Below are 26,925 nucleotides of genomic sequence, written 5' to 3'. Positions count from 1 at the left end.
AAGCACAGGAACCCCAACATGCCTGACACCAATGCCCGCACCATTACCGTCAACCAGCGCACCTACCGCTGGATGCAGCAGCCCGTCGTGGTGGTCTGCGTCGACGGCTGCGAGTTCGACTACCTGGAAGCCGCCGCCGCCAGCGGCCGCGCGCCCTACCTGAAGCGACTGCTGGAAGCCGGCTCCGCCTTCCACGGCGCCTGCGTGGTGCCCACCTTCACCAACCCCAACAACCTGTCCATCGTCTGCGGCGCGCCGCCGGCGGTGCACGGCATCTGCGGCAACTACTTCTTTGACCGCAGCGCCAACGGCGGGCGCGGCGAGGAAGTGATGATGAACGACCCCAAGTACCTGCGCGCCGGCACCATCCTGGCCGCGTTTGCCGATGCCGGGGCCAGCGTCGCCGTGGTGACCGCCAAGGACAAGCTGCGCCGCCTGCTGGGCCACGGCATGCAGGGCATCTGCTTCTCGTCGGAGAAGGCCGACCAGGCCACGGTGGAAGAGAACGGCATCGACGGCGTGGTCGAACTGGTCGGCATGCCGGTTCCAGACGTGTACAGCGCGGAGTTGTCGGAGTTCGTCTTCGCCGCCGGCGTGCGCCTGATGGAAACGCGCCGCCCGGACCTGATGTACCTGTCCACCACCGACTATATCCAGCACAAGTTCGCACCCGGCTCGGACGGCGCCAACGCTTTTTACGCCATGATGGACAAGTACCTGGCGCGGCTGGACGAACTGGGCTGCGTGGTCGCGCTGACCGCCGACCACGGCATGAACGCCAAGCACGACGACGCCACCAAGGCGCCCAACGTGATCTACCTGCAGGACCACCTGGACGCATGGCTGGGCCGCGGCGTGGAAGACGGCGGCGCGCGCGTGATCCTGCCGATCACCGATCCCTACGTGGTCCACCACGGTGCGCTCGGGTCCTACGCCACCATTTATCTGCCCGACGATGCGGACCCGGCCGCGATCAAGGCCCGGCTGTCCGACCTGCAGGGCGTGGAAAGCGTGCTGACCAATGCCGAGGCCTGCGCGCGCTTTGAACTGCCGCCCGACCGCGTCGGCGACCTGGTGGTGACCAGCGACAAGCATGTGGTGCTGGGCACCAGCCACAGCCGCCACGACCTGTCCGGGCTGGACGCGCCGCTGCGCTCGCACGGTGGCGTGTCGGAGCAGACCGTGCCGCTGGTATTCAACCGCGCCACGGCCGGTATCCCCGGCAAGGCCCTGCTGCGCAACTTCGACATTTTCGATGTCGCGCTGAACCATCTGCACTGAGTGCATCGAGCCGTACCGAACCGTGTTGACCGGAGGAGACTTATGAACGCCCCCCAATTCCCCGCTGGCGCCGTCAGCCCCCATTTCCGCGCCGAGGCCCTGCGCATCGACGGCCAGAAGATCGTGCGCGAGCGCATGATCGAAGTGCGCAACCCGTATGACGGCACTCTGGTCGGCACCGTGCCCAAGGCCACGCTTGACGATGTGCGCCGTGCCTTCGAAGTGGGCCAGGCCTACCGCTCCACGCTGACGCGCTATGAGCGCGCCGCCATCCTGAACCGCGCCGCCGCGCTGCTGCGCGAGCGCACTGAAGAAGCGTCGGACCTGATCACGCTGGAATCCGGCCTGTCCAAGAAGGATTCGCTGTATGAGATCGGCCGCGTCGCCGACGTGCTTGGCTTTGCCGCCACCGAGGCGCTGCGCGACGATGGCCAGCTGTTCTCGTGCGACCTGACCCCCCACGGCAAGAAGCGCCGCGTGATGACCCAGCGCGAGCCGCTGCTGGGCGTGATCTGCGCCATCACGCCGTTCAACCACCCGATGAACCAGGTGGCGCACAAGGTGGCGCCGTCGATCGCCACCAACAACCGCATGGTGCTCAAGCCGTCCGAGAAGGTGCCGTTGTCGGCGTTCTACCTGGCCGACCTGCTGTATGAAGCCGGCCTGCCGCCGCAGATGCTGCAGGTGATCACCGGCGACCCGCGCGAGATCGCCGACGAGCTGATCACGCACCCCGCCGTGGACCTGGTGACCTTTACCGGCGGCGTGGCGATCGGCAAGTACATTGCCAGCAAGGCCGGCTACAAGCGCGTGGTGCTGGAACTGGGCGGCAACGACCCGCTGATCGTGCTGGACGATGCCGACCTGGACCGTGCTTCGGACCTGGCGGTGCAGGGCTCCTACAAGAACTCGGGCCAGCGCTGCACCGCGGTCAAGCGCATGCTGGTGCATGAGGCCGTCGCCGCGCGCTTTACCGAACTGGTGGTCGAGAAGACGCGCGCTTGGAAATACGGCGACCCGATGGATCGCGGCGTGGACATGGGCACGGTGATCGACGAGCAGGCCGCGATGCTGTTCGAGGCGCGCGTCAATGAAGCGGTAGCGCACGGCGCGCGCTTGCTGGTGGGCAACCACCGCAACGGCGCCAGCTATTCGCCGACCGTGATCGACCGCGTGGACCCGTCGATGACGGTGGTGCGCGAGGAGACGTTCGGGCCGGTGTCGCCGATCATTACCTTCCGCGATGTCGATGACGCCATCCGGATTTCCAACGGGACCGCGTTCGGGCTGTCTTCCGGCGTGTGCACCAACAATATCGAGGCCTTCACCAAAATCGCCAACTCGCTGCATGTGGGCACGGTCAATCTTTGGGAAGTGCCGGGCTACCGCATCGAACTGACGCCGTTTGGGGGCATCAAGGATTCGGGGCTGGGCTATAAGGAAGGCGTGCAGGAGGCGGCCAAGAGCTTTACCAACCTGAAGACGGTGACGTTGCCGTGGGCGTGAAGCACCGGGGGAAATGAATCTGTCGCTGGTTTGTCCCCTCTCCCGCAAGCGGGAGAGGGGCATGGTCCTTGGCACACCGCAGCACCCGCTGCGCTAGAATCAGCCCCCAGTCCCTGACGCTTCCGGAGTCACCGTGCTCGCCGAACAACGGCAGAAATACATCCTCGACCAGCTCTCCGCCACCGGCGCGCTGGCTATCAGCGAACTGGTGACCGAGCTCGACGTCTCGCGCGAGACCGTCCGGCGCGACCTCAACGCGCTGGCCGCCCGTGGCCTGCTGGTGCTGACCCACGGCGGCGCGCTGGCTTCTGACCGCACCGAGCCCGATACCCAGACCCGCGCCGCGGTCAATGCCGAAGGCAAGCGCGCGATCGGCGTGCGCGCCGCCGAGCTGGTGCGCGACGGCGCCTCGCTGATCCTGGACTACGGCACCACCACCCACGCGGTGGCGCAGGCGCTGCATGGCCACCACAACCTGCTGGTCTACACCAACGACCTTGCCATCGCCCAGCTGCTGGGCCGGCGCAACGGCAACCGGGTGATCGTGCTGGGCGGGGAGCTGCAGGACAACGAAGACGCCACGCACGGCTGGGACACCATCGAACAGCTGTCGCGCTACCACACCGACTTTGCCTTTGTCGGCATCGGCGGCGTCACGCCGCGCGGCGAGATCTGCGACTTCTCCCGCGCCGCGGCGGAACTGCGCAGCCGCATGCTGCTGGCCGCCGACGTGGCCTGCGTGGTGGCTGACCATACCAAGTTCGGCCGCAATACCGGCGTGACCATCAAGCATTTCGACCTGGCTGCCTGGCTGATTACGGACATGGCGCCGGAGCCGGAACTGGCCGCGGCGCTCAAGGAGCGGGGCGCCAAGCTGCTCATCGCCTGAAGGCCCAGAGCGTCCGCCCCAGTCGGATTCCCAAAGGCGGCGCTGTCCGCTGATCGCACGGAAATCCCCGCCTGATGCACTAAAATGCGGCTTTCACGCCGCTGTCACAGGTGTTTTGACTGTCGTGTGCCCCACGCTGGTGCTAAAGTGCTGCATTGTCCGACAGGCACGGCCCCGCCGTGAATGTGCGGACAACCGGAGGCCACCCACCTTCCATCGGCGCAACGCCAGACGGCACCACAGACCGGCACCAAGCCGGCAAGGCTGCCGGATCCAGCCACTCCAGCACAGCAAGAGACATCCGTGAATTCTCCCTCCCTTGACGCATTCCTGGCGGGGGTTGCCCGCCGCGACCCCAATCAACCTGAATTCCTCCAGGCCGTGAAGGAAGTGATGATGACGCTCTGGCCCTTTGTCGAGCGCAATCCGCGCTACGCCGACCAGGCCCTGCTCGAGCGGCTGGTGGAGCCCGAGCGCGTGATCCAGTTCCGCGTGGCCTGGACCGACGACCAGAACCGGGTGCAGGTCAACCGCGCCTTCCGCGTGCAGCACAGCTCGGCCATCGGCCCGTTCAAGGGCGGCATGCGCTTCCACCCGACTGTGAACCTGTCGGTGCTGAAGTTCCTGGGCTTCGAGCAGACCTTCAAGAACGCGCTGACCACGCTGCCCATGGGCGGCGGCAAGGGCGGCTCGGACTTTGATCCCAAGGGCAAGTCCGATGGCGAAGTGATGCGTTTCTGCCAGGCGCTGGTGACCGAGCTGTTCCGCCACCTGGGCCCGGATACCGACATCCCGGCCGGCGACATCGGCGTGGGCGCACGTGAAGTCGGCTTTATGGCCGGCATGATGAAGAAGCTTTCCAACCAGTCCGCCTGCGTCTTCACCGGCAAGGGCCTGGCCTACGGCGGCAGCCTGATGCGCCCGGAAGCGACCGGCTACGGCACGGTCTACTTTGCGCAGGAGATGCTGCACCGGCGCGGGCGCGCTTTCGACGGCCTGCGCGTGCTGATCTCGGGCTCGGGCAACGTGGCCCAGTACGCGGCCGAGAAGGCGATCGAGCTGGGCGCCACGGTGCTGACGCTGTCCGATTCAGGCGGCGTGCTGCACTACCCGCAGGGCATGACTACCGAGCAGCTGGCCGAAGTGATGGCCTTCAAGAATGAAGAGCGCGGCCGCCTGTCTGACTTTGCCGCCCGCCACGGCATGGCCTTCGAAGCCGGCCGCACCCCGTGGCACGTGCCCGCCGACGTGGCGCTGCCGTGCGCCACCCAGAACGAGCTGGACGGCAACGACGCCGAGACCCTGCTCGGCAATGGCGTGATCTGCGTGGCCGAAGGCGCCAACATGCCGTCGACGCTGGAAGCCGTGGACCGCTTTGTCGATGCGAAGATCCTCTACGCCCCGGGCAAGGCCAGCAATGCCGGCGGCGTTGCCACTTCCGGCCTGGAAATGTCGCAGAACGCCATGCGCCTGTCCTGGCACCATGCCGAGGTCGACGAGAAGCTGCACGCGATCATGAAGGACATCCACCAGAACTGCATCCACCACGGGCAGAAGGCGGATGGCTATATCAACTACGTGGAAGGCGCGAACATCGCCGGCTTCGTCAAGGTAGCCGACGCCATGCTGGCGCAAGGCGTGATCTGACCTGAAGTTCCGGCCGGCGCAATGCCGGCCGTTGCCAGGCGGGTGCAGGCACGTACCCGCCTGGCGCATCTCGCCCCGAGTCCCCCTCTGGCAGTACCCACCCCGCAGCGCTGGGCAGCGCCCTCACGCTCGCCATTTCCCGCCACGGCCCGCCGCCCGACTGCATCTCCCGATTATTCGCAAATCGCGAACACTGTCCTCGGACTTTGCTACGTAGTCAGTGCACGGCGCCTTGCCTACTATGCACACACCCCAGGCGAACACCACTGGTGAACGAATACAGCGGTAGCAATAACTAACTTCACAGCCTATCCAGGCGCCCCTGACCGGAGATCATCATGACGAACCCCAAGCTCGAAGTCCTGACCCCGCAAAACAGCCAGCTGATCTTTATCGACCACCAGCCGCAGATGGCCTTCGGGGTGCAGTCGATGGACCGCCAGGCCCTGAAGAACAACACCGTTGGCCTGGCCAAGGCGGCGAAGATCTTCAATATCCCGACCACCATCACCACGGTGGAAACGGAGTCGTTCTCGGGCTTCACCTACCCGGAACTGCTGGATGTGTTCCCGGACCACAAGCTGCTGGAGCGCACCTCGATGAACTCCTGGGACGACCAGAAGGTGCGTGACGCCCTCAAGGCCAACGGTCGCAAGAAGGTGGTGGTGTCCGGCCTGTGGACCGAGGTCTGCAACAACAGCTTCGCCCTTTGCGCCATGGCCGAAGGCGACTATGAGATCTACATGGTGGCCGATGCCTCCGGCGGCACCTCGAAGGAAGCCCACGACTACGCCATGCAGCGCATGGTCCAGGCCGGCGTGGTGCCGGTCACGTGGCAGCAGGTGCTGCTGGAATGGCAGCGCGACTGGGCCCACCGCGACACGTATGACGCGGTGATGAAACTGGTCAAGGAGCACTCGGGCGCCTACGGTATGGGGGTGGACTACGCCTACACCATGGTCCACAAGGCCGCGCAGCGCACCGCCACGCCGCATGAGGCACTGGCCGCCGTGCCTGCCCGCTGAGCCGGCACTGAACCAGCCGCAAGCTCACCCGATCCCTTGATTGCATCCAGGAGTCCCATCATGACCACCATTACGACGCAGGACGGCACGCAGATCTTCTACAAGGACTGGGGCAGTGGCAAGCCCGTGGTCTTCTCCCACGGCTGGCCCCTCAATGCCGATGCGTGGGACGCGCAGATGCTGTTCCTGGTGCAGCAGGGGTTCCGGGTGATCGCCCATGACCGCCGCGGCCACGGGCGATCGGACCAGCCGGCGCAGGGCAACGACATGGACACCTACGCCGACGACCTGGCCGCGCTGCTGGACGCGCTGGACCTGCGCGATGCCACGCTGGTGGGGCATTCCACCGGTGGCGGCGAGGTGGCGCACTACATCGGCCGCCATGGCACCGGCCGTGTCGCCAAGGCGGTGCTGATCGGCGCGGTGCCGCCGATCATGCTCAAGACCGCGGCCAACCCCGGCGGGCTGCCGATCGATGTGTTCGACGGCATCCGCAAGGGCGTGGCCGACAACCGCTCGCAGTTCTACCAGGACCTGGCGACGCCGTTCTTCGGCTTCAACCGCCCCGGCGCCAAGGTCTCGCAAGGCACCATCGATGCCTTCTGGGCGCAGGGCATGGCCGGCGGCATCGTGGGCCAGTACGCCTGCATCAGGGAATTCTCGGAAGTGGACTACACCGAGGACCTGAAGAAGTTCGACGTGCCCACGCTGATCCTGCATGGCGATGACGACCAGATCGTGCCCATCGATGCTGCGGCGAAGCGGTCGGTGGAACTGGTCAAGGGCGCGACCCTCAAGGTGTATCCGGGCGCTTCGCACGGCATGTGCGTGGTCAATGCCGACCAGGTCAACGCCGACCTGCTGGCCTTCCTGAAGGCCTGAGCCCGATGTCAGTCACCCGCCGGCAATTTATCGCCTCGGCCGCCGCGCTCGGCGCGGCGCCGCTCTCGGAGACCTTCGCCATGCCGCCTGGCAGCCAGCCCAGCCTCATTCTCGTCAACGGCAAGTTCGCCACGCTCGACAAGTCCAGGCCGCAGGCGGACGCCGTTGCGATCCGCGACGGGCGTTTCGTCGCCGTCGGCACGCGCCAGGACATCATGAAGCTGGCCGGCGCGCAGACGAAGGTGGTCGACCTGAATGGCCGGCGCGCCATTCCCGGGCTGATCGACAGCCATATGCATATCATCCGCGGCGGCCTGAACTACAACATGGAGCTGCGCTGGGACGGCGTGCGCTCGCTCGCCGACGCCATGCGCATGCTGAAGGAACAGGTCGCGCGCACGCCAGCGCCGCAATGGGTGCGGGTGGTGGGCGGCTTCACCGAGCACCAGTTCGCCGAGAAGCGGCTGCCCACCATCGAGGAACTGAATGCCGTGGCGCCCGACACCCCGGTCTTCATCCTGCACCTGTACGACCGCGCCATCCTGAACGGCGCCGCGCTGCGCGCGGTGGGCTACAGCAAGGACACCCCGAACCCGCCCGGCGGCGAGATCGCGCGCGATGCGCGCGGCAATCCCACCGGCCTGCTGCTGGCCAGGCCCAACGCCACCATCCTCTACGCCACGCTGGCCAAGGGCCCGAAGCTGCCGCCTGAATACCAGAAGAACTCCACGCGGCATTTCATGCGCGAGGTCAACCGGCTGGGTGTCACCGGCGTGATCGACGCCGGCGGTGGCTACCAGAACTACCCGGAGGACTACAGCATCATCGAGGAACTGCACCAGGCCGGGCAGCTCACGGTGCGCCTGGCCTACAACCTGTTCACGCAGAAGCCCAAGGAAGAGCTCAGCGATTTCAAGACCTGGGCCTCCAGGGTGAAGCCTGGCCAGGGCGACGACCTCTACCGCCACAATGGCGCCGGCGAGATGCTGGTCTACACCGCTGCCGACTTCGAGGACTTCCGCGTCGAGCGCCCCGAGATGGCGCCGTCGATGGAGGCCGACCTGGAGCCGGTGATCCGCCTGCTCGCGGAGAAGCGCTGGCCGTGGAGGCTGCATGCCACCTACGACCAGACCATCTCCCGTGCGCTCGATGTCTATGAAAAGGTGGCCAAGGACGTCCCGTTCAACGGCCTGAACTGGTTCTTCGACCACGCCGAGACCATCTCCGACCGCAATATCGACCGCATCGCCGCACTCGGCGGCGGCATCGCGGTGCAACACCGGATGGCCTACCAGGGCGAGTACTTTGTCGAGCGCTACGGCGCACGCGCGGCCGAGGCGACGCCGCCGGTGAAGAAAATGCTGGAGAAGGGCGTCAAGGTCGGCGCCGGCACCGATGCCACGCGCGTGGCCTCTTACAACCCGTGGGTGTCGCTGTACTGGCTGACCACCGGCAAGACCGTGGGCGGCATGTCGATGTACCCGCAGGCCAACCTGCTCGACCGCGAGACCGCGCTGCGGCTGTGGACCGAGGCCAATACCTGGTTCTCGTCCGAAACCGGCAAGAAGGGCCAGATCAAGGCGGGCCAGCTGGCCGACCTGGCGGTGCTGTCCGCGGATTACTTCAGCGTGCCGGGCGACGAGATCCAGGACATCACCTCGGTGCTGACCATCCTCGGCGGCGAAGTGGTCTATGGCGACGGCGACTTCGGCAAGCTGTCGCCCGCCATCCCGCCGGCCATGCCGGACTGGTCGCCGGTGCGCCACGCGGGCGGCTACCAGCCGCGCCCGCAAGCCCAAAAGCTGGCCTTGAACACAGCCTGCGGCTGTGCCAGTTCATGCGGCGTGCACGGCCATGCGCATGCCAGGGCCTGGACGGCCGGCGTGCCCACCTCGGACGAGAGTACGTTCTGGGGCGCGCTGGGTTGCTCATGCTGGGCGTTCTGATGCCGCTGCGTTGCCGATACCAGGAGACCCGACCATGACTGCCCATCCCATCCGCCCCACGGCGCGCGCGGCGACCACGCCCGGCGCGCCCTCGGCCTGGCTGCGCTGGCTGGCGCTGCTGGCACTGTCCGCGCCCTACCTGCAGGGTGGACTGGTCAAGGCGGCTGACTTCGGTGCCGCCATCGCCGAGATGCAGCACTTCGGCCTGGCGCCGGCCGCGCCGCTGGCAGCGGCCGTGATCGTGCTGGAACTGGGCGCGGCCGCGCTGATGCTGAGCGGGCGGCTGCGGTGGCTGGGCGCGCTGGCGCTGGCCGTCTTCACCTTGTTGGCAACCTTTGTCGCCAACCGCTTCTGGCAGGCGCCGCCGGATGCACGCTTCGGGCAGGCCAACGCCTTCTTCGAGCATATCGCGCTGGCCGGCGGCCTTTGCCTGGTCGCCTGGGAAGACCTGCGGCAACGCCGCGCGGGCAGGGGCCAGGCATGAGCCCGGCCGCCAAGCCCGCGCCGATCCCCGGTGCCGCCGCGCCGGCCGGCGGCAGCTTCGCGCCGCTGGCGCATGGCACCTTCGCCGTGCTGTGGGCGGCGACGGTGCTGGGCAATATCGGCAGCTTCATGCGCGATGTGGCCAGCGCCTGGCTGGCGACTGACCTGTCGGGCTCGCCCGCCGCGGTCGCCATGATCCAGGCGGCCGGCACGCTGCCGGTGTTCCTGCTGGCGATTCCCGCCGGCGTGCTGTCTGACATCCTCGACCGCCGCCGCTTCCTGATCGTGATCCAGGTGGGGCTGGCAATGGTCAGCGGTTCGCTGATGCTGCTGGCATGGCAGGACGGGCTGACCATCGAGCTGCTGATCGGCCTGGCTTTCCTGGGCGGCATCGGCACCGCGATGATGGGGCCGACCTGGCAGTCGATCGTGCCGGAACTGGTGCCGGCCGGTGAACTGAAGCCGGCGGTGGCGCTGAACTCACTGGGCGTCAATATCGCGCGCGCCATCGGGCCGGCCGCGGGCGGCCTGTTGCTGGCCGCGTTCGGCGCGGCGGCGACCTATGGCGCGGACGTGGCCAGCTATCTGTTCGTGATTGCCGCGCTGCTGTGGTGGAAGCGCCCGGCACGCGCCGAAGACCCGCTGCGCGAGCATTTCTTCGGTGCTTTCCGCGCCGGCGTGCGTTTTGCCAGGGCGCACAGCAAGCTCCATGTGGTGCTGCTGCGCGCGGCCTGCTACTTCGCGCTGGGCAGCAGCATCTGGGCCTTGTTGCCGCTGGTGGCGCGCCAGATGCTGCACGGCGGCGCATCGCTGTACGGCATGCTGCTTGGCGCGGTCGGCGTGGGTGCGATCCTGGGCGCGCTGGTGATGCCGCGCCTGCAGAAACGGCTGGACCTGGACCAGCTGATGCTGGCCGCGGCACTGGCTACCGCCGCGGTGATGGCGGTGCTGTCGGTGGCGCCGCCGGCATGGGTCGCCATGCTGGCGCTGCTGCTGCTTGGCGCCGCGTGGATCCTGGCGCTGACCACGCTGGCCGGCACGGCCCAGGCGATCCTGCCCAACTGGGTGCGCGGCCGCGCGCTGGCGGTCTACCAGATGGTGTTCAACGGCGCCATGGCGCTGGGCAGCCTGGTGTGGGGCTTTGTCGCGCAGGGGCTGGGCACTCCGGCGGCGCTGATGATCGCCGCGGCCGCGCTGTGCGTGGCCGCCTTCGTCATGCACCGCGTCAAGCTGCCGCGTGGCGAGGAAGACCTCGGCCCGGCACGGCACTGGCCAGCGCCCGAAGCCGCCGAGGAGGTGGCGCACGACCGCGGCCCGGTGATGATCCTGATCGAATACCGCGTGCGCGTGGCCGACCGCCAAGGCTTCCTGCAAGCCATCCACAAGCTGTCCGAGGAACGGCTGCGCGATGGCGCGTTCAACTGGGGCGTGATGGAGGACCCGGCCGATGCCGAGGCCTACACCGAGTGGTTCCTGGTCGAATCCTGGGCCGAACACCTGCGCCAGCACGAGCGCGTGCCGCACGCGGACGCAGACCTGCAGCGCGAGGTCGCGCGCTTCCACACCGGCGAAGGGCCGCCGCGGGTGCGGCACCTGCTGGCAGCGGGGCGGCCTCTGGAATAAGCAAGCCATAGCGACGGCCTTCCGATCTGCCGCTGCGGAACTCCCCTCTCCCGCTTGCGGGAGCGGGGCAGGGGTGAGGGCAGGCGTGGCGACCGACACCGCCCTTCAGGCAATGCCGCCACCCTGCCACCTACGCGTCCCTCGTCCCCCAAGGACCCCCCATGCACAACCAGCTGTTTATCGACGGCCGCTTCGTCGACGCCCTTGACGGGGACACCCTCGACGTCGTCAATCCGCACGACGGCAGCCTGATCACGCGCGCGGCCGCGGGCGCGCAGCTCGATATCGACCGCGCCGTGGCCGCGGCACGCCGCGCCTTTCCCGCATGGTCGCGCCTCGCCGCCGGCGAACGCGGCAGGCAGCTGGCACGGCTGGCCGACGCCATCGAGGCCGACACGGGTCTGGCCGAACTCGAAAGCGCCGACACCGGCCACCCCATCCGCGATGCGCGCGGCCTCGACGTACCGCGCACCGCCGCGTGCTTCCGTTACTTCGCGGGCATGGCCGACAAGATCGAAGGCACCGTGGTGCCGGTCGAACCCGGTTTTCTCAACTATGTGCAACGAGCCCCGGTCGGCGTGGTGGGGCAGATCGTGCCGTGGAACTTCCCGCTGATGTTCACCGGCTGGAAGCTGGGGCCGGCACTGGCGGCGGGCAATACGGTGGTGCTCAAGCCGTCGGAGCTGACGCCGCTGTCCGCGCTGCGCGTGGCGGCGCTGGCGGCTGACGTCGGTTTCCCGCCGGGCGTGATCAACGTCGTGCCCGGCTTCGGCAACGTGGCCGGGCAGCGGCTGGCCAATCATCCCGACGTGGACAAGATCGCCTTCACGGGGTCCACTGCCACCGGCCGGCGCATCGTCGAGGCCTCGCGCGGCAACCTCAAGCGCATCCAGCTAGAGTTGGGCGGCAAGGGCGCCAATATCGTCTTTGCCGATGCCGACCTGGATACCGCCGTGGCGGGCGCGGCCTGGGCCAGCTTCCACAACCAGGGCCAGGCCTGCATCGCCGGCTCGCGCCTGCTGCTGCATGAGGACATCGCCGATGCCTTCCTCGAGCGCTTCGTGGCGCTGGCGCAATCGATCCGCGTGGGCGATCCGGCCGACCCTGCCACCGAGATGGGGCCGCTGACCTCGGCCGCCCACCGCGACCGCGTGCTGGAGTCTGTGGAGATGGCACAGGCCCAGGGCGGCACCGTGCTGGCCGGAGGCAAGGCCCCTGCCGACCCCGGCCTGCGCCAGGGCTTCTATGTCGAGCCCACTGTGGTCGCTGCGCGCCCGCAGGACCGCATCGCCCAGGAGGAGGTCTTCGGCCCGGTCGTCACGGTGCTGCGCTTTGCCAGCGACGAGCAGGCGCTGGCCATCGCCAACGCCACGCAATACGGGCTGGGCAACGGGCTATGGACGCGCGACCTGGCCCGCGCGCACCGCCTCGCGCGCGATATCCGCGGCGGCATGTGCTGGGTCAACTGCTACAAGCGCGTCCATCCGGGCAGCCCCTTCGGCGGCGTGGGTGAATCCGGCTACGGGCGCGACATGGGGTTCGAGGCGATGCACGGCTACACCGAGTCGCGCTCGGTATGGATCAACGTGGATGCCGGCATTGCGCCGCACTTTGCGCGCTGAAGCCCGCGCGGCACCACCAATCATTTCAGGGAGAACGCAATGAAGCTCTATCTGGTATCACTGGCCGCCGGTATCCTGGTCGGCATCATCTATGCCCTGCTGCAGGTGCGCTCGCCGGCGCCGCCGGTGGTGGCGCTGATCGGCTTGCTGGGCATGCTGATCGGCGAGCAAGTGGTGCCGCCCGTCAAGCGCCTGCTGGCGGGCGAGGCGGTCACGGTGGCCTGGTTCCGTGGCGAGTGCGTGCCGAAGATCACCGGCGCACCGTCGGCGCCGACGGCGGCACGCCCGGCTGCGGAAGCTGCACGGGACGAGCCGCAGGCGCACTAGGCATCGCGCTAGCTCAGCGCCAGCGTGCGTTGCCGCGCCAGTTCCGCCCAGCGCGCCGCTTCGGAAGCGACCAGTGCATTCATCGCCTCGCGTCCGCTGGCCACGACTTCAAAGCCATTGTCGTACAGGTACTGCGTGACGGCCGCTTCGCGCAGCGTCTGGCTGACTGCGGCGGCCAGGCGGTCGAGCTGCGCGGCCGGCGTGCCGGCCGGCGCGATCATGCCGACCCAGGAATAGGTGACCAGGCCCGGCCAGGTGTCGGCCAGCGTGGGCACCGTCGGCAGATGCGGATTGCGCGCAGAAGAGCTGACCGCGAGCGCCCGCAGCTTGCCGGCCTGCAGTTGCGCCAGCACCAGCGGCAGGCTGGCGAACATCGAATCGACATGGCCGCCCAGCAGGTCTTTCAGTGCCGGGGCGCCGCCGCGGAACGGCACGTGCAGGCCATGGGTGCCGGCGGCCTGGTGGAACCATTCGGCGGTCAGGTGGTTGGAACTGCCGACACCCACGGAGGCATAAGACACCTCGCGCCATTGTCGGCACGCCCGCACATAGTCCTGCAGCGTGCGCCACGGCGACGCGGCCGGCACCACCAGCGCCATTGGCGCGCGCACCATATACGACACGCCGGTGAGATCACGCCCGGCGCGGTAAGGCAGGTTCGGGTAGGCCAGCGGCTCGGTCGCATACGAGTCATAGACCAGGCCGATGGTGTGGCCGTTGGCCTTGCTGCGCGCCACGATGCCCGTGCCGATGGTGCCGCCGGCGCCGTCGTGGTTCTCGATCACCACGGTCTGGCCGAGCCGGCGTCCGAGGCCAACATGGACTGCGCGCGCGGTCTTGTCGACCACGCCGCCTGGCGCAAACGGCACGACCAGCACCAGCGGGCCGTTGCTGCGCGCTTGTGCGCCGGTGCGGCCGGCCAGCAGCATGGCCGCGGCGCCGCCCAGCACCAGGCGACGGCGATGCAATGCACGGATCTGCATGACGGATCTGCCCCTCGTTCGCTATGATTGCCGTCGAACTGCCTTCTGATCGCGGCCGGGATGTCGCCGCGCCTCACCGTTGTGCAAGCAACCGCGGTACGTTGTCGGCCTTGCTGGCCCGGCGAGGGCCAGATGGTAGCACTGCGGTGGGTCATGATCCTCTTCGCACGGGTTTGCCATGGACCGTTTTCTCAGTATCGAAGCCTTTGTCAGGGTCGCGGACACGTTAAGCTTTGCCGAGGCCGCGCGCCAGCTCGGCGTGACCAATTCCGTCGTCAGCCACCGCGTGCAGCAGCTCGAGAAGTACATCAACGCGCCGCTGTTCCATCGCAGCACGCGGCACGTGCGCCTGTCGGAAGTGGGCGAGACCTACTACCGTCAATGCGCCGACGTGGTCGCCAACCTGGCCGACCTGACCGACCAGATGCGCGACCTGCGCGCCACCCCGGCGGGGCGCCTGCGCATCCAGGTGCTGCCCGGCTTCGCCATTGGCCACTTCGCCGATATCCTGGCCGGCTTCAGCCAGCAGTATCCGGATATCGAACTGGACGTCGTCGTCAACGACCGCGTCATCGACCCGATCGAGGAAGGCTTCGACGTGGCCTTCCAGATCTTCGCGCCCCAGAACGATTCGCTGATCGCGCGGCGCCTGTTCACGCTGCGCCGCATCTTCTGCGTGGCCCCGGAGTTCATTGAACGCTGGGGCAAGCCGGAGCGGCCGGCGGACCTGATCTGCAGCAAGGTGGCGCTGTACTCCGCCTACCCGACCCGCAACAAGTGGACCTTCTCGCGCGATGCCGAATCGGTCGAGATCGACCTGGCCCCGCGCATGCGCACCAACTCCGTCCACCTGCTGCGCGACTATGCGGTCAGCGGTGCCGCCGTGGTTTGCCTGCCCACGCTGGTCGCCAGCGAAGACCTGCTGGCCGGCCGGCTGGTCCCGGTGCTGCACGACTATGCGCTGTCATCGTTCGAGTTCGCCGCCGTGTATCCGGCCACGCAGCGGCAGGCGCTGAAGGTGCGGGTGCTGGTGGACTACCTGGCGGAAAGGCTGCAGGGCGAGCCGCCGTGGGATGTGCCGTTGATGGAGAGGGGGTGGGTGCGGTAAGGGGGAGCGATAAGCCAGTGCGACGAGGCTTCACTATCGCAGGCCGATGTAGGGGAGCATCGAGCCTTGGGACGTCCGGCGATGCCCAGAGACACGGTCGCGGCATTCATTTCCGTTGCCGAAAGGATGGTTGATATAACGCCCGGAAACGGTATCCGCCCGCTCGATTTCTTCAAACGTGAGCGCCTTGGCCCATGCGCCGAAGGGCCGGGCCTCGGGGTAGCGGGCCAGTTCGTAGAAGCCATCGTGGCCTTGCCACAGGCCTGGCTGTTGCTGACCGCGGCCACCGACCCGTCCGCCTGCAGGTCCACCGCGAAATCCTTGCGTTGGTAGCGCAGCAACTCGGCGGCGCCGGGCATCAGGCCGGGGCCGGCTGCGGTGGTGCGCTGGAACGAGCGAGCCCCGTCAGCGGAAATGCGGCTACGATAGCGTCGATCCCCAATCGTTCACCGCAAGCGATATGCTGGAACTCAGACCGGGCTGCGAGCATTGCAACAAGCCCCTGCCACCCGCATCGACCGAAGCCCGTATCTGCTCGTACGAATGCACCTTCTGCGCAGACTGCGTGGATACGCTCCGCAATGTCTGCCCGAACTGCGGGGGCGGCTTCGTGCCGCGTCCGGTGCGCCCGGCACGCGACTGGAAGAACGGCAACTACCTCGGCAACAACCCGGCCAGCACCAGGGTCAAGCACCGGCCGGTGGACCTCGAGGTGCATGCCCGCTTTGCCGGGGCGATCGCCCCGGTCCCGCCCGAGCAGCGCTAGCGGTGGCCTGGGCTAGCCCTTGGATTTCGGCTTGAGCAACTCGCCAGCCTCCTTCACATTCTGCTCGGCGCGCTTGCTGATCACGGCCAGCGCTTCGGCCTGCGCCTTCTGCGCGGTTTCGGCCAGCGCGCGCATGTTCTCCAGTGCCTGGTGCAGCTGCTGCTGCACGAATTCGCTGTGCTTGGCCATGGCCTCGGCAGGATTGCCCGCGGTGCTGTACTGCTGAGCGGCCGCCTGCAGCTGCTGCATGGTCTGGGCGAAGATCTCCTGCTGCTTCTGCACCAGGGCCTGGATGCCCTCATAGGCCAGCTTGTTGGCCTCGGTCAGGGCCTCGATGTCCTTGCGGCGCGCTTCCATTACCGCGCTCATGTCCACGCCCGGCAGGCGGAACTGTTCCATCATCTTGGTGAAGTCTGCAAAGGGATTGGGAGGCGTGGCCATGCTGGGTCTCCTTCTGGAAGGACTGGCAGGGTGGCCGGCGGCGGGGATGGAGCGTGCCCTTCGGCCGGGTTCCTGTCCACTATAGCCGGTATCCGCACACTTCTGGCCGTCAATCGAGGAAGACCCTAAAGTTTCCGGACCCCATGCCGTTGGCATCCATAGCCCGCAAGTGCGTCGGCCCGAGCGGGCCCGTCCGCGGACGATGAGAGCGAAGAACGCCGCGCCGTCCCAGGCGCGGACCGGCACTTCGCCGTAACCAGTGCTAATCAGGTAGAAGACATGAAGAATCTAGGCATCGGGGTCCGCCTCGGCATCGGCTTTGGGGTGGTATTGCTGCTTTCTGCGTTCATGACGGTATTCGGCATGATGCGCCTGCAACAGGTGGCTGAGCGCACGCACGCGATGATGCAGCAGCCGCTGACCAAGGAGCGGCTGGTCAGCGACTGGTACCGCCTCATGCACACCAGCGTGCGCCGCACCACGGCGGTGGCGCGCAGTGCCGACCCGTCGCTCGGCGCGTTCTTCGCGGCCGAGACCAAGGCGTCGATCGAAGGCATCGCCGCCTTGCGCGACAAGCTCCAGCCCATGCTCAGCTCGGCCGAGGAAAAGGCCGCATTCCAGAAGATCCTGAGCGTGCGCGACCCGTACAACAACGGCCGCGACAAGATCACCAAACTCAAGCAAGAGGGGCTGACCGAAGAGGCCAACCAGGTGCTGGAGAAAGAGTTCGTCCCGGCCGGCGACGCCTACCTGGGCGAGATCCAGAAGCTGCTCGACATCCAGCGTGCCAGCATCGACGCCACCGCGCGCGAGATCAACGGCATCTACGCCAACGCCCGCAACAGCCTGATCGGGCTCGGCGTGGTGGTGCTGGCGATCGGCATCGCGTTCTCGGTATGGCTGACGGCGGGCATCACGCGGCCGCTGCATCGCGCCGTGGCGGTGGCGCGCACCGTGGCGTCGGGCGACCTGACCAGCCGCATCGACGTCGACAGCCGCGATGAAACCGGACAGCTGCTGCAGGCACTGGCGGACATGAACGCCAATATCCTGCGCATCGTGCGCCAGGTGCGCGCGGGCACCGAGTCGATCGTGTCCGGCACCAGCCAGATCGCGGCCGGCAACACCGACCTGTCGCAGCGCACGGAAGAACAGGCCTCGTCGCTGCAGCAGACCGCGGCCAGCATGGAAGAGCTGACCAGCATCGTGCGCCAGAACGCCGACAACGCGCGCCAGGCCAGCACGCTGGCGGTCAATGCCTCGGACATCGCCGAGAAGGGCGGCGACGCGGCGGGCAAGGTCGCCGAGACCATGGAGGAGATCAACGGCGCGTCGAGGAAGGTGGTCGACATCATCGCCGTGATTGAAGGCATCGCTTTCCAGACCAATATCCTGGCGCTCAATGCCGCGGTGGAAGCCGCGCGCGCCGGCGAACAGGGCCGCGGCTTCGCCGTGGTCGCGGGCGAGGTGCGCACGCTGGCGCAGCGCAGCGCTTCCGCAGCCAAGGAGATCAAGGCGCTGATCGGCGATTCGGTCGATCGCGTCGAGAAGGGTTCCATGCAGGTGACGCAGGCCGGCCAGACCATGGTGGAGATCGTTGCCGCTGTCAAGCGCGTGACCGACATCATGGGCGAGATCAGCGCGGCCTCGGCCGAGCAGAGCGCCGGGATCGAGCAGGTCAACCAGGCGGTGACGCAGATGGATACCGTGACGCAGCAGAACGCGGCGCTGGTGGAAGAGGCCGCTGCTGCAGCAGGCTCGCTGGAGGAGCAGGCGCAGCGGCTGAAGGAGGCGGTGTCGACGTTCAGGCTGGCGGCGTAAGCGTAGCCTGTTTGTTTTCTCCCCTCTCCCGCAAGCGGGAGAGGGGAGCACCCCCCATCACAGCAGACGCTCACCGCGCCTTCAGGAACTCCCCCACCTCCAGCAACACCAGCTCGTTGTCGTCCGCCTTGTTCGGCTCGCGGCTGCTGCTGAAGGGCAGGTTGTTGTCGTTGCCCACCACGATATGCGTGGCGTCGACCACGTCGACGTTCTCGATGGTGAAGAACGGGAACGCCAGCACGCCATCGGTCAACGGCTTGCGCGCAAGCTTGCCCGGGTCGGCAATGCGCAGCAGGTCGATATAGCCGATCTTGCGCAGCGGCCCGCCGGCGTTGGCATCGCTCAGCTCGACCTTGTACACGCGCTTGAACTTCGCCACATCGTCAAAACAGTCCGGGCGCTTCTGCCCGGCCGGGCAGGCCTTGTCCGGCGTGCCTTCGCCGTTGTCGCGCTCGATGATAAGGCCGGTGGTGGCATCGATCATGTTGAAGTCGCCGATGGCGTGGCTGGCGCCTTCCAGTACGTACTTCCAGTGGCGGCCGGTCCAGGCCTGCTGCCTGACATCAAACTCCAGCACGCGCAGGTAGGGCTTGCCGCCTTCGTTCTCGTAGCCCTTGGCGGCCTCGTCCCACAGCGCGCCTTCCAGCAGCGCGTACAGCTTGCTGCCATCGGGCGAGGACGCCATGCCCTCGAAGCCCTTGGAGCGCCGCACCTGGAACTTCACGCTGCCGTCTGGCGCACCGGGCGCGGTGACGGCGGGATGGTCGGGCGAGCGCACCACCTTGCCGTCGACCTTGGTGTCGAACACGGCCAGCACCTTGCCGTCCAGGTCCGCCTTGATCAGGAACGGGCCGAACTCGTCGCCGATCCAGATCGCTCCGTCGGCGAACTGGAAGCTCTCCGTATCGAAATCCGACCCCGTCAGGTAGCGCTGCCTGGTGCCCTCGTGGACGATGCGGAACGGCACCTTCTGGTCCGGGTCGTGCAGGAAGATGGTCTTCAGGCGCTGCAGGCGGCCGCTGCCGAAGTCCACCTTGTAGTGGTTCAGGTACAGCATGAAGTCCGGCGAGTTGGCCTTGGCGCCGGCGCCGTTGTCGGTCAGCACCCAGAAGCTGCCGTCGGCCATGCGCTTGATGCCGGAATGCCCCTGTGCCGGCTGGCCGCGGAACGGCAGCGACACGCCGGTGGGGCGGCCATTGGACTTGCCTTCGACCGTGCCCGGCGTGTCCACGCGCTGCGCGGTGGTGAACTTACCGCTGACCTGCAGGTCAGCGGGCGCGTCCTTCGGCACGGCAAGCAGGGTCTGGGCCGGCAGCACCGCGTGGCCTGCCAGCCTGGCGGGGTAGGCGACAGGGGCCTGCGCCCACGCCTGCGCCGCGCCCAGGCAGCCCAGTGCGATGGCCGCCGGGGCCAGCAGCAAATGACGAGACATTGTGGTTTTCCTTGGCGTTGAAGAGGACAAAACCCTGCATTGTCGGCGCCAAGTTTGACAGAACTGTGATCCGTGGGGCGCACGGCCCCGGCATGTTGCGTCGCAGCGTAGATGCGATATGGGCACCGTGCCGGTGCAATCTGCGAACGATCATGCTGTGCGGGCGGGCCCAACGCGGCACCGGCATCCGGATTTCTGCCGATAGCCGCGCAAAAAGCAGTGGGTTTTCAGGCCCCTGAAAGCAAACTGAGGCAAAATTCTATTTTTCGCCTAGTATGCCGCCGCGCTGTGACCCAGCAGGCGGATGTCCTACCACCCGTTCGAGGATCTGAGAGAAGCAATGAGTACCCAGCAACCCACCATCATCTACACGCTGACCGACGAAGCTCCGCTGCTGGCGACCAGTGCGTTCCTCCCGATCATCCAGACCTTCACCAAGCCCGCCGGCATCAACGTCACCACCAGCGACATCTCGGTGGCGGGCCGTATCCTGGGCGAGTTCCCCGAATTCCTGACCGAAGCGCAGCGCGTGCCGGACAACCTGGCCGAGCTGGGCAAGCTGACCCAGCTGCCGGACACCAACATCATCAAGCTGCCGAACATCAGCGCCTCGGTGCACCAGCTGGTCAGCGCCATCCGCGAACTGCAGGGCAAGGGCTACAAGGTGCCGGACTATCCGGAAGATCCGAAGAACGACGAAGAAAAGGCAATCCAGAAGCGCTATTCCAAGTGCCTGGGCTCGGCCGTGAACCCGGTCCTGCGCGAAGGCAACTCCGACCGCCGCGCACCGGCAGCGGTCAAGAACTTCGCGCGCAAGCACCCGCACAGCATGGGCGAGTGGAGCATGGCCTCGCGCACGCACGTGGCGCACATGAAGCATGGCGACTTCTACCACGGCGAAAAGTCCATGACCCTGGACCGCGCGCGTGACGTCAAGATGGAGCTGGTCACCAAGAGCGGCAAGACCATCGTGCTCAAGCCCAAGGTCTCGCTGCTGGATGGCGAGATCATCGACAGCATGTTCATGAGCAAGAAGGCGCTGTGCGACTTCTATGAAGAGCAGTTCGAAGACGCGCGCAAGACCGGCGTGATGCTGTCGCTGCACGTCAAGGCGACCATGATGAAGGTGTCGCACCCGATCGTGTTCGGCCACGCCGTCAAGATCTTCTACAAGGAAGCCTTCGCCAAGCACGGCGCGCTGTTCGACGAACTGGGCGTGAACGTCAACAACGGCCTGGTCAACCTGTACGAGAAGATCGAGGCGCTGCCCAGCTCCAAGCGCGAAGAGATCATCCGCGACCTGCACGCCTGCCACGAGCATCGCCCGGAACTGGCGATGGTGGATTCGGCCAAGGGCATTTCCAACCTGCACGCGCCCAACGACGTGATCGTGGATGCCTCGATGCCGGCCATGATCCGCATCGGCGGCAAGATGTGGGGTGCCGACGGCCGTCCGAAGGACACCAAGGCCGTGATCCCGGAAAGCACTTTTGCCCGCATCTACCAGGAGATCATCAACTTCTGCAAGACCAACGGCAACTTCGACCCGACCACCATGGGCACCGTGCCCAACGTGGGCCTGATGGCGCAGAAGGCCGAAGAATACGGCTCGCACGACAAGACCTTTGAGATCGCCGAAGACGGCGTCGCCAACATCGTCGACCTGGCCACCGGTGAAGTGCTGCTGACGCAGGATGTCGAGCAGGGCGACATCTGGCGCATGTGCCAGGTCAAGGACGCGCCGATCCGCGACTGGGTCAAGCTGGCCGTGACGCGCGCGCGCAACTCGGGCATGCCGGCGGTGTTCTGGCTGGACCCGTACCGTCCGCACGAAGCCGAGCTGATCAAGAAGGTCGAGACCTACCTGAAGGACTACGATACCAACGGCCTGGACATCCAGATCATGTCGCAGGTGCGCGCCATGCGCTACACGCTGGAGCGCGTGATCCGCGGCCTGGACACCATCTCGGTGACCGGCAACATCCTGCGCGACTACCTGACCGACCTGTTCCCGATCATGGAACTGGGCACCAGCGCCAAGATGCTGTCGATCGTTCCGCTGATGGCCGGTGGCGGCATGTATGAGACCGGCGCCGGCGGTTCGGCTCCGAAGCATGTCAAGCAACTGGTGGAAGAAAACCACCTGCGCTGGGATTCGCTGGGCGAGTTCCTGGCGCTGGCGGTGTCGCTGGAAGACGTTGGCATCAAGACCGGCAATGCCAAGGCCAAGATCCTGGCCAGGACGCTGGATGCTGCCACCGGCAAGCTGCTGGACAACAACAAGAGCCCGTCGCCCAAGACCGGCCAGCTGGACAACCGCGGCAGCCAGTTCTACCTGGCGATGTACTGGGCGCAGGAACTGGCCGCCCAGTCGGAGGACGCCGAACTGGCCGCGAAGTTCGCGCCGCTGGCCAAGACGCTGACCGACAACGAGCAGAAGATCGTTGGCGAACTCGGCGCCGTGCAGGGCCAGCCGGTGGATATCGGCGGCTATTACATGCCGGAAGCCGACAAGCTCAGCGCCGCGATGCGCCCGAGCCAGACGCTGAACGCCGCGCTGTCGACCGTGACGGCCTGACCGGACTGGCCCGCTCGGCGGGCCGGCAGGTGTCGCAACCCCGGGCCCTGGCCCGGGGTTTTTCTTTGCGCCGCGGAAGGCGTTATGGCTGCTGCGCTTCCATATGGATGTCCCACCCCTGTTCCGGGCCGCTCTTCTGGTCCCGGTAGGTCCAGAGCGCGCCGCAGTCCTGGCAGACGAAGCTGCTGATGGTGACGGCGGCGGAGCCGGCGGGCTTGATGCGTCGGGTGTCGGTGATGCGCAGTGCCGCGTGCCCGGGGGCGCCGCGCACGTGGCGTTCAATGGCCTGGCAGGCAGTGCAGAGTGTCATCCGTGTCTGTTCCGTTCGATCGGCCACTGTAGCATGCCGGCGCCTTCGGGGCCGGAAGTGGGAGGGGTACATGCCGCATACACAGGATTTCGCCCGGCGAGACCCTCAACCCGCACTTTCCCCGTGATTTGGGCCCGATCCGGTGAAGTTCGTTGACACGCCTGGGTGGGGCCTGTATAAGGATGAGTGCAGGATCTTTCAAGCAGCAACCTAGAAGTCCAGGTGCTTGCCCACACGGCGCCACTTTTTCTCCTTGTGTCTTCCTTGATCGTCATGCCTTGCCGGCGCTTTTGCCGGTGAGAAAAAACTTATTGAGGAATCCAACATGGAAACCGGTACCGTCAAGTGGTTCAACGATTCGAAGGGTTTTGGCTTCATTACGCCTGATGCAGGCGGCAACGACCTGTTCGCGCACTTCTCCGAAATCCAGGGCAACGGCTTCAAGTCGCTGCAAGAAGGCCAGAAGGTGCGTTACGTCGCTGGCGTCGGCCAAAAGGGCCCGGCCGCGACCAAGATCGAGCCGATCTGAATCGCACCGACCTGAGTTGAGCTGAGCGCCGAGGCGCCAGTCCAATGAAAAAAGCTCCGCCAACGCGGAGCTTTTTTATTTCCGTTGCCGCAATTCCCCGCAACCGTGAAATAAAGCCACTGCTGGCGCGGCAACAAGCGTAGAGTGGGGGCAGGATCACCAAACGGCGGAGGCTGCCATGGATATCTATCCGGCTGCAACTTACAAGGGCTACGACCTCTATCCCCTTGTGTACAAGCACGCCGCCGAGCGCGTGTGGCCCGAGCCGCGGCCGGACCGTTCCTTCGATGCTGCCGTGGTGATCTGCCTGGAAGGCGAGTCGCCAGAAGGCATGCAGGCGCGCACGTTCCGCCTGGACGCCGCACCGTGGGATAACGTCGGTGGCGCGCGACGCGGTGCGTTGCGCTATGCCGAGGCCATCATCAATGGCGCGGTGCCGGGGGTGTCGGTAATAGCGGCCGGCGCGCCGATGGCATCCTGAAGCTCCGACGACGGGCCCTGGCGCCGTGGTGCATTTGCGCCGCTGACGCCCGCGCCGGGCCATGGCTCATGCCGTGCGCGTGATCCAATGAGTTCAGCAATCCTTCCCATCAGCGCGGCACGATGCCGCATGGAGATGTCGTGAGCGACAGCAGTCCCAGCCGCAGTCCCGGCAACACTGTTCCCGGCAGTACGCCCTTTGCCAGCTACAAGGGTTTCGATCTGTATCCCCTGGTTTATCGCCATCGGCCTGAGCAGGCCTGGCCGCGCACCAAGCCCGACAACAGCTTCCTCGCGTCGATCGTGATTTGCCGCGAGGGCTATCGCCCTGGCAGCGACCATGCGCGCGTGTACCCCATGAGCGAGTCGCGCTGGGAGAACATCGGCTCGGCGCGCCGCGGCGCGCTGCAGTTCGGCGAAGACATCATCAATGGCCTGGTCGCCGGCGAATCCGTGACGTCGATCTAGGTATCCGGTTCCGTAGCGCGGCCTGGTCACAGGCCAAGTTGCGGAGCGGGGAAACAGGCGCGGCGCTATCCGTCAGACTGCAAGGAGTCCGTTCATGGACATGCGTTCGGGATCATCTGGTTTTCTGTGCACGTTGCCCGGTGAGGGCAAAGGCATCACCTATCACGTTGCAGTCTGCTTTATCGATGCGGAGCGCCCCACCGGGGTGCTGTTCACCAGCTTCGTGGGTGTGGGGCGGCGGTCGTTCGGCGTGTTGGCCGAGCCAGGGGCCCTGCAGGGCCAGCTTGCCGCCAGCGGCGAGGTGCTGTGCCGCCTGGCCATTGGCCAGGTGGTACGCGACCAGTTGCACGACAAGGCGCGCGAAGGCGATGCGGTGCTGGACCTCGCCGCCGCGCCATGGGACGGCGAACTGAGGCCGGTCGGCGCGGGGCTCAGGACGGCCCGGCCGCATGTGCGCGTGCTTGGCTGAGGCCGCACGCAGTCGTCAAGCCAGGTCAGTCAGATCTGGAATACCGGGTCGCCGTGGCGCTCCAGCAGCGCTTCGATCAGCGCCATGTCGGTAATCTCGGGAGTACGGTCTTCAACCGCGCGCGACGGCCCGCAATAGGTGGCCGTTACGTGGCGCCTGACGGTCAGCACGCCGGAAGCGGGCGGTGCGACTTCAACCGCCTGCCACGGTGCATGCCGGTAACTGCCTGCCTGCCAGCCTTCGGGCGTCAGGTGCACGGCTTCCCATTCTTCGATGACGGACATGATCGGTTCTCCTTGATTGAGGGATGAATCGTTAGCGGGACGGCACGCGCCGGCGCGGCGCATGCCATGACGACGGCCTACGACTTGTGCCGGTAGTTGATGCGCCCCTTGGTGAGGTCATAGGGCGACATCTCCAGCGTGACGCGGTCGCCCGCCAGCACGCGGATGCGGTTCTTCTTCAGCCGCCCGGACGAATACGCCCAGACTTCGAAGCCGTTTTCCAGGATCACGCGGAAACGGTTGTCGGGCAGGACTTCCGACACCTTGCCGCCGAATTCGACCAGTTCTTCTTTTGCCAAGGAGGCTCCTTGCTGTAGCCGCGCCGCTTGTGCGCGAGCTGTTGTGACGGCCAACTGGACACCAACTGGCCGATGGGATGGGGCTTACGGTGCCTGGCTTACTGCTGGCGCAGGCGTGCTGCGGCGCGTTCGCCGGCACGGCGGGCGGACTGCCTGGCGCGGGCTTCAGAGCGGTGCGTGTCGTGGCGCATTGCCACGTTGGCGACGATGCGTTCGGCGCCATTGCGGTATTCCGCAATCATGTAGGTCGCGAACCAGAGGCCGGGTTCCTGCTGGATGGGATAGACGGAAACGGTGTAAGGGGTAGGGTTGACTCGATTCAATGTGATGCCTGTTCTGAGGCACGGCCGCAGGGGCGCGGAGCATCGTTCCGATGCAGGCGTCGCGCGGTGGCGGCCGTTCGCCGTTGCTGTAGGCCAGCGTCGGGCCCGCGCGGCTGCGCAGGCGTTGCATCTGGCGTGAAGTGGACCATGCCTGCGCAGGCCGATGCGCCAGGTACAGGAGCGATCGTTGCGGAGCGGACGTGCCGCTGGTCGGATAGGGTGGTGGGCCGTTCTGCATCGGCTGGCCCAAAGACGCATCGGGTGTACGCCCGATAAGCCGCCGCTAATGCTTTTGTGGGATTGTTTGCGGCTGGCGCACAGAGGTCGGGCGTTGCCGATCCGTGCATAGGATCCTGGATGATACCACTTCCGGGCCAATCCTGCCCGCGTGACGGGCAGTGCCCCTGGCGCGGCCGCCTTGCGATGCCTAGAGTTCGCTGATCTGCGCGAAGCGCTGCGACAGGAAGTCGATCAGTTCACGCACCGAAGGCAGCAGCCCGCGCCGTGACGGGAACACGGCGTGGATCACGCCGCCCCTGACCGACCAGTCCGGCAGGACTTTTACCAGCCGGCCATCGCGCAGCTGGTCGGTCATCATCATGACCGGCAGCTGCACGATGCCGGCACCGGCCACGGCCGCGGTGCGCAGCATGATCATGTCGTCGGTGACCAGGCGGGGCTTGTGGTGCAGCTCGGCGCTGGCGCCATCGGGGCCGTATAGCGACCAGGTGTGCGAGGGGCGCGGCGGCCCCAGGTCCAGCGTTGGCAGCGCGTTGAGGTCCGCGGGTGCCAGCAGCGGCCCATGGCCGGCCAGCAGCGCCGGGCTGGCCACGAAGCACCAGGCGCGCTCGGCCAGCACGCGCATCACCAGGTCGCTGTCTTCGAGTGGCGGCACGCGCACGCGGATGGCCAGGTCGATCCCCTCCGCCACCACGTCCACGCGCCGGTTGGTGGCTTCCAGGTGCACGATGACCTTGGGGTTGGCCGCCATGAAATCCGCAATCATGTCGCCCACCCGTGCGTGCAGCAGCGCCACCGGGCAGCTCATGCGCACCAGGCCGCTGGGTTCGGCGCGGGTTTGCTCGATCGCGCTCTCGGCCGCTTCGGCCTCCACCAGCATGGCCTTGCAATGGGCGTAGTACGTCTGCCCCAATTCTGTCACGGAGAAGCGCCGCGTCGAGCGCTGGATCAGGCGCACGCCCAGGCGTTCTTCCAGCATCGCCACGCGCCGGCTCAGCTTGGACTTGGGTATGCCGAGCACGCGCCCGGCGGGCGCAAAGCCCTGGTGATCGACTACCTGCGCGAAGTAATACAGGTCATTCAGGTCGGGATGCAAGCGGGCGGCTCCTGTCGTCCTGCCAGTAGGACGCTGAGGGCAGATTTTCCATCCTAGCGATGCGATC

General features: G+C 66.8%; 27 protein-coding genes. 19 read left to right on the top strand and 8 right to left on the bottom strand.

The features are described from left to right. Positions 1–18 precede the first annotated feature (18 nt). The 11 genes from phnA to C265_RS02170 all read left to right on the top strand — a co-directional run bounded on the left by phnA (position 19) and on the right by C265_RS02170 (position 13,231). Positions 19–1,281, top strand: coding sequence for a phosphonoacetate hydrolase (phnA, locus tag C265_RS02220; RefSeq protein ID WP_010812810.1), 1,263 nt, complete (start codon positions 19–21; stop codon positions 1,279–1,281). A gap of 42 nt (positions 1,282–1,323) precedes the next feature. Further along, positions 1,324–2,787: a phosphonoacetaldehyde dehydrogenase gene (phnY, locus tag C265_RS02215; RefSeq protein ID WP_010812811.1), complete on the top strand. Its 1,464-nt coding sequence runs from the start codon at positions 1,324–1,326 to the stop codon at positions 2,785–2,787. A gap of 133 nt (positions 2,788–2,920) precedes the next feature. Continuing rightward, a complete protein-coding gene (locus tag C265_RS02210) occupies positions 2,921–3,676 on the top strand; it encodes a DeoR/GlpR family DNA-binding transcription regulator (RefSeq protein WP_010812812.1) in 756 nt (251 codons plus the stop codon). A 303-nt stretch (positions 3,677–3,979) separates the two neighbouring features. Continuing rightward, the gene (gene gdhA / locus C265_RS02205) at positions 3,980–5,323 is read left to right on the top strand and encodes an NADP-specific glutamate dehydrogenase (RefSeq protein ID WP_010812813.1); all 1,344 of its coding nucleotides are present in this window, start codon (positions 3,980–3,982) and stop codon (positions 5,321–5,323) included. Positions 5,324–5,661: 338 nt separating this feature from the next. Further along, a complete protein-coding gene (locus C265_RS02200) occupies positions 5,662–6,348 on the top strand; it encodes a hydrolase (protein WP_010812814.1) in 687 nt (228 codons plus the stop codon). A gap of 60 nt (positions 6,349–6,408) precedes the next feature. Next, positions 6,409–7,230 carry an alpha/beta fold hydrolase gene (locus C265_RS02195; protein WP_010812815.1) on the top strand — a complete coding sequence of 274 codons (822 nt, stop codon included), beginning with the start codon at positions 6,409–6,411 and terminating at the stop codon, positions 7,228–7,230. A gap of 5 nt (positions 7,231–7,235) precedes the next feature. After that, a complete protein-coding gene (locus C265_RS02190; RefSeq protein ID WP_010812816.1) occupies positions 7,236–9,176 on the top strand; it encodes an amidohydrolase in 1,941 nt (646 codons plus the stop codon). A 34-nt stretch (positions 9,177–9,210) separates the two neighbouring features. After that, complete coding sequence (locus C265_RS02185) at positions 9,211–9,660, top strand: DoxX family protein (protein ID WP_010812817.1); 450 nt, start codon at positions 9,211–9,213, stop codon at positions 9,658–9,660. After that, positions 9,657–11,282: an MFS transporter gene (locus C265_RS02180; protein ID WP_010812818.1), complete on the top strand. Its 1,626-nt coding sequence runs from the start codon at positions 9,657–9,659 to the stop codon at positions 11,280–11,282. Before C265_RS02185 ends, C265_RS02180 begins: the two co-directional genes overlap by 4 nt. Before the next feature lie 161 nt (positions 11,283–11,443). After that, positions 11,444–12,904, top strand: a complete 1,461-nt coding sequence (locus C265_RS02175; RefSeq protein WP_010812819.1) for an aldehyde dehydrogenase family protein — start codon at positions 11,444–11,446, stop codon at positions 12,902–12,904. A gap of 39 nt (positions 12,905–12,943) precedes the next feature. After that, complete coding sequence (locus tag C265_RS02170; protein ID WP_010812820.1) at positions 12,944–13,231, top strand: XapX domain-containing protein; 288 nt, start codon at positions 12,944–12,946, stop codon at positions 13,229–13,231. 8 nt (positions 13,232–13,239) lie between these two features. Here C265_RS02170 and C265_RS02165 read toward each other — a convergent pair whose 3' ends face one another. Then, on the bottom strand, positions 13,240–14,214 hold the full coding sequence (locus C265_RS02165) for a tripartite tricarboxylate transporter substrate-binding protein (protein ID WP_010812821.1): 975 nt from the start codon (positions 14,212–14,214) through the stop codon (positions 13,240–13,242). 178 nt (positions 14,215–14,392) lie between these two features. Between C265_RS02165 and C265_RS02160 the strand changes: the two genes are divergently transcribed. After that, entirely contained in the window at positions 14,393–15,322 is a 930-nt protein-coding gene (locus C265_RS02160; protein WP_010812822.1) for a LysR family transcriptional regulator, read from the top strand. 460 nt (positions 15,323–15,782) lie between these two features. Continuing rightward, a complete protein-coding gene (locus C265_RS02150) occupies positions 15,783–16,088 on the top strand; it encodes a DUF1272 domain-containing protein (protein WP_010812824.1) in 306 nt (101 codons plus the stop codon). A 12-nt stretch (positions 16,089–16,100) separates the two neighbouring features. On the opposite strand, the gene C265_RS02145 is transcribed toward C265_RS02150, so the two are convergent. Next, positions 16,101–16,529 (bottom strand): phasin family protein, encoded by a 429-nt coding sequence (locus C265_RS02145; protein ID WP_010812825.1) that lies wholly within the window; start codon positions 16,527–16,529, stop codon positions 16,101–16,103. A gap of 279 nt (positions 16,530–16,808) precedes the next feature. On the opposite strand from C265_RS02145, the gene C265_RS02140 reads away from it, so the two are divergent. Then, complete coding sequence (locus C265_RS02140) at positions 16,809–18,350, top strand: methyl-accepting chemotaxis protein (RefSeq protein WP_010812826.1); 1,542 nt, start codon at positions 16,809–16,811, stop codon at positions 18,348–18,350. Between the two features lie 70 nt (positions 18,351–18,420). Here C265_RS02140 and C265_RS02135 read toward each other — a convergent pair whose 3' ends face one another. Then, the gene (locus C265_RS02135; RefSeq protein ID WP_037023364.1) at positions 18,421–19,782 is read right to left on the bottom strand and encodes an esterase-like activity of phytase family protein; all 1,362 of its coding nucleotides are present in this window, start codon (positions 19,780–19,782) and stop codon (positions 18,421–18,423) included. Positions 19,783–20,122: 340 nt separating this feature from the next. Between C265_RS02135 and C265_RS02130 the strand changes: the two genes are divergently transcribed. Continuing rightward, positions 20,123–22,360, top strand: coding sequence for an NADP-dependent isocitrate dehydrogenase (locus C265_RS02130; protein ID WP_010812828.1), 2,238 nt, complete (start codon positions 20,123–20,125; stop codon positions 22,358–22,360). An 82-nt stretch (positions 22,361–22,442) separates the two neighbouring features. Here the strand turns inward: C265_RS02130 and C265_RS02125 are convergent, their stop codons facing one another. Further along, positions 22,443–22,670, bottom strand: coding sequence for a hypothetical protein (locus tag C265_RS02125; RefSeq protein ID WP_010812829.1), 228 nt, complete (start codon positions 22,668–22,670; stop codon positions 22,443–22,445). A 325-nt stretch (positions 22,671–22,995) separates the two neighbouring features. Between C265_RS02125 and C265_RS02120 the strand changes: the two genes are divergently transcribed. From C265_RS02120 to C265_RS02105, 4 genes are all read left to right on the top strand, one after another. Continuing rightward, complete coding sequence (locus C265_RS02120) at positions 22,996–23,199, top strand: cold-shock protein (protein WP_010812830.1); 204 nt, start codon at positions 22,996–22,998, stop codon at positions 23,197–23,199. A 178-nt stretch (positions 23,200–23,377) separates the two neighbouring features. Beyond that, the gene (locus C265_RS02115) at positions 23,378–23,680 is read left to right on the top strand and encodes a hypothetical protein (protein ID WP_010812831.1); all 303 of its coding nucleotides are present in this window, start codon (positions 23,378–23,380) and stop codon (positions 23,678–23,680) included. A 140-nt stretch (positions 23,681–23,820) separates the two neighbouring features. Continuing rightward, on the top strand, positions 23,821–24,147 hold the full coding sequence (locus tag C265_RS02110) for a hypothetical protein (RefSeq protein ID WP_010812832.1): 327 nt from the start codon (positions 23,821–23,823) through the stop codon (positions 24,145–24,147). A 94-nt stretch (positions 24,148–24,241) separates the two neighbouring features. Next, positions 24,242–24,616 carry a hypothetical protein gene (locus C265_RS02105; protein ID WP_010812833.1) on the top strand — a complete coding sequence of 125 codons (375 nt, stop codon included), beginning with the start codon at positions 24,242–24,244 and terminating at the stop codon, positions 24,614–24,616. A gap of 29 nt (positions 24,617–24,645) precedes the next feature. Here C265_RS02105 and C265_RS02100 read toward each other — a convergent pair whose 3' ends face one another. The 4 genes from C265_RS02100 to C265_RS02085 all read right to left on the bottom strand — a co-directional run bounded on the left by C265_RS02100 (position 24,646) and on the right by C265_RS02085 (position 26,858). Continuing rightward, entirely contained in the window at positions 24,646–24,900 is a 255-nt protein-coding gene (locus C265_RS02100) for a hypothetical protein (protein WP_010812834.1), read from the bottom strand. 77 nt (positions 24,901–24,977) lie between these two features. Further along, on the bottom strand, positions 24,978–25,199 hold the full coding sequence (gene infA / locus C265_RS02095) for a translation initiation factor IF-1 (RefSeq protein ID WP_008646230.1): 222 nt from the start codon (positions 25,197–25,199) through the stop codon (positions 24,978–24,980). Positions 25,200–25,297: 98 nt separating this feature from the next. Beyond that, complete coding sequence (locus tag C265_RS02090; RefSeq protein WP_037023361.1) at positions 25,298–25,522, bottom strand: hypothetical protein; 225 nt, start codon at positions 25,520–25,522, stop codon at positions 25,298–25,300. A gap of 427 nt (positions 25,523–25,949) precedes the next feature. Continuing rightward, positions 25,950–26,858, bottom strand: a complete 909-nt coding sequence (locus C265_RS02085; RefSeq protein WP_010812836.1) for a LysR family transcriptional regulator — start codon at positions 26,856–26,858, stop codon at positions 25,950–25,952. Positions 26,859–26,925: the final 67 nt, after the last annotated feature.

Source organism: Cupriavidus sp. GA3-3 (assembly GCF_000389805.1).
GTDB classification, from domain to species: Bacteria; Pseudomonadota; Gammaproteobacteria; order Burkholderiales; family Burkholderiaceae; genus Cupriavidus; species Cupriavidus necator_D.
Note: the sequence above shows the minus strand (reverse complement) of the source record. Positions and strands in the feature narration are given on the sequence as shown.

Bases quoted from the DNA above. Each gene is read 5' to 3' on its own strand.
- C265_RS02140 (WP_010812826.1), top strand. From the start codon at position 16,809: ATGAAGAATCTAGGCATCGGGGTCCGCCTCGGCATCGGCTTTGGGGTG.
- C265_RS02180 (WP_010812818.1), top strand. From the start codon at position 9,657: ATGAGCCCGGCCGCCAAGCCCGCGCCGATCCCCGGTGCCGCCGCGCCG.
- C265_RS02125 (WP_010812829.1), bottom strand. From the start codon at position 22,670: ATGACACTCTGCACTGCCTGCCAGGCCATTGAACGCCACGTGCGCGGC.
- C265_RS02100 (WP_010812834.1), bottom strand. From the start codon at position 24,900: ATGTCCGTCATCGAAGAATGGGAAGCCGTGCACCTGACGCCCGAAGGC.
- C265_RS02115 (WP_010812831.1), top strand. From the start codon at position 23,378: ATGGATATCTATCCGGCTGCAACTTACAAGGGCTACGACCTCTATCCC.
- C265_RS02190 (WP_010812816.1), top strand. From the start codon at position 7,236: ATGTCAGTCACCCGCCGGCAATTTATCGCCTCGGCCGCCGCGCTCGGC.
- C265_RS02185 (WP_010812817.1), top strand. From the start codon at position 9,211: ATGACTGCCCATCCCATCCGCCCCACGGCGCGCGCGGCGACCACGCCC.
- C265_RS02120 (WP_010812830.1), top strand. From the start codon at position 22,996: ATGGAAACCGGTACCGTCAAGTGGTTCAACGATTCGAAGGGTTTTGGC.
- phnA (WP_010812810.1), top strand. From the start codon at position 19: ATGCCTGACACCAATGCCCGCACCATTACCGTCAACCAGCGCACCTAC.
- C265_RS02165 (WP_010812821.1), bottom strand. From the start codon at position 14,214: ATGCAGATCCGTGCATTGCATCGCCGTCGCCTGGTGCTGGGCGGCGCC.
- C265_RS02195 (WP_010812815.1), top strand. From the start codon at position 6,409: ATGACCACCATTACGACGCAGGACGGCACGCAGATCTTCTACAAGGAC.
- C265_RS02135 (WP_037023364.1), bottom strand. From the start codon at position 19,782: ATGTCTCGTCATTTGCTGCTGGCCCCGGCGGCCATCGCACTGGGCTGC.
- C265_RS02160 (WP_010812822.1), top strand. From the start codon at position 14,393: ATGGACCGTTTTCTCAGTATCGAAGCCTTTGTCAGGGTCGCGGACACG.
- phnY (WP_010812811.1), top strand. From the start codon at position 1,324: ATGAACGCCCCCCAATTCCCCGCTGGCGCCGTCAGCCCCCATTTCCGC.
- C265_RS02105 (WP_010812833.1), top strand. From the start codon at position 24,242: ATGGACATGCGTTCGGGATCATCTGGTTTTCTGTGCACGTTGCCCGGT.
- C265_RS02175 (WP_010812819.1), top strand. From the start codon at position 11,444: ATGCACAACCAGCTGTTTATCGACGGCCGCTTCGTCGACGCCCTTGAC.
- C265_RS02150 (WP_010812824.1), top strand. From the start codon at position 15,783: ATGCTGGAACTCAGACCGGGCTGCGAGCATTGCAACAAGCCCCTGCCA.
- C265_RS02170 (WP_010812820.1), top strand. From the start codon at position 12,944: ATGAAGCTCTATCTGGTATCACTGGCCGCCGGTATCCTGGTCGGCATC.
- C265_RS02130 (WP_010812828.1), top strand. From the start codon at position 20,123: ATGAGTACCCAGCAACCCACCATCATCTACACGCTGACCGACGAAGCT.
- C265_RS02200 (WP_010812814.1), top strand. From the start codon at position 5,662: ATGACGAACCCCAAGCTCGAAGTCCTGACCCCGCAAAACAGCCAGCTG.
- C265_RS02145 (WP_010812825.1), bottom strand. From the start codon at position 16,529: ATGGCCACGCCTCCCAATCCCTTTGCAGACTTCACCAAGATGATGGAA.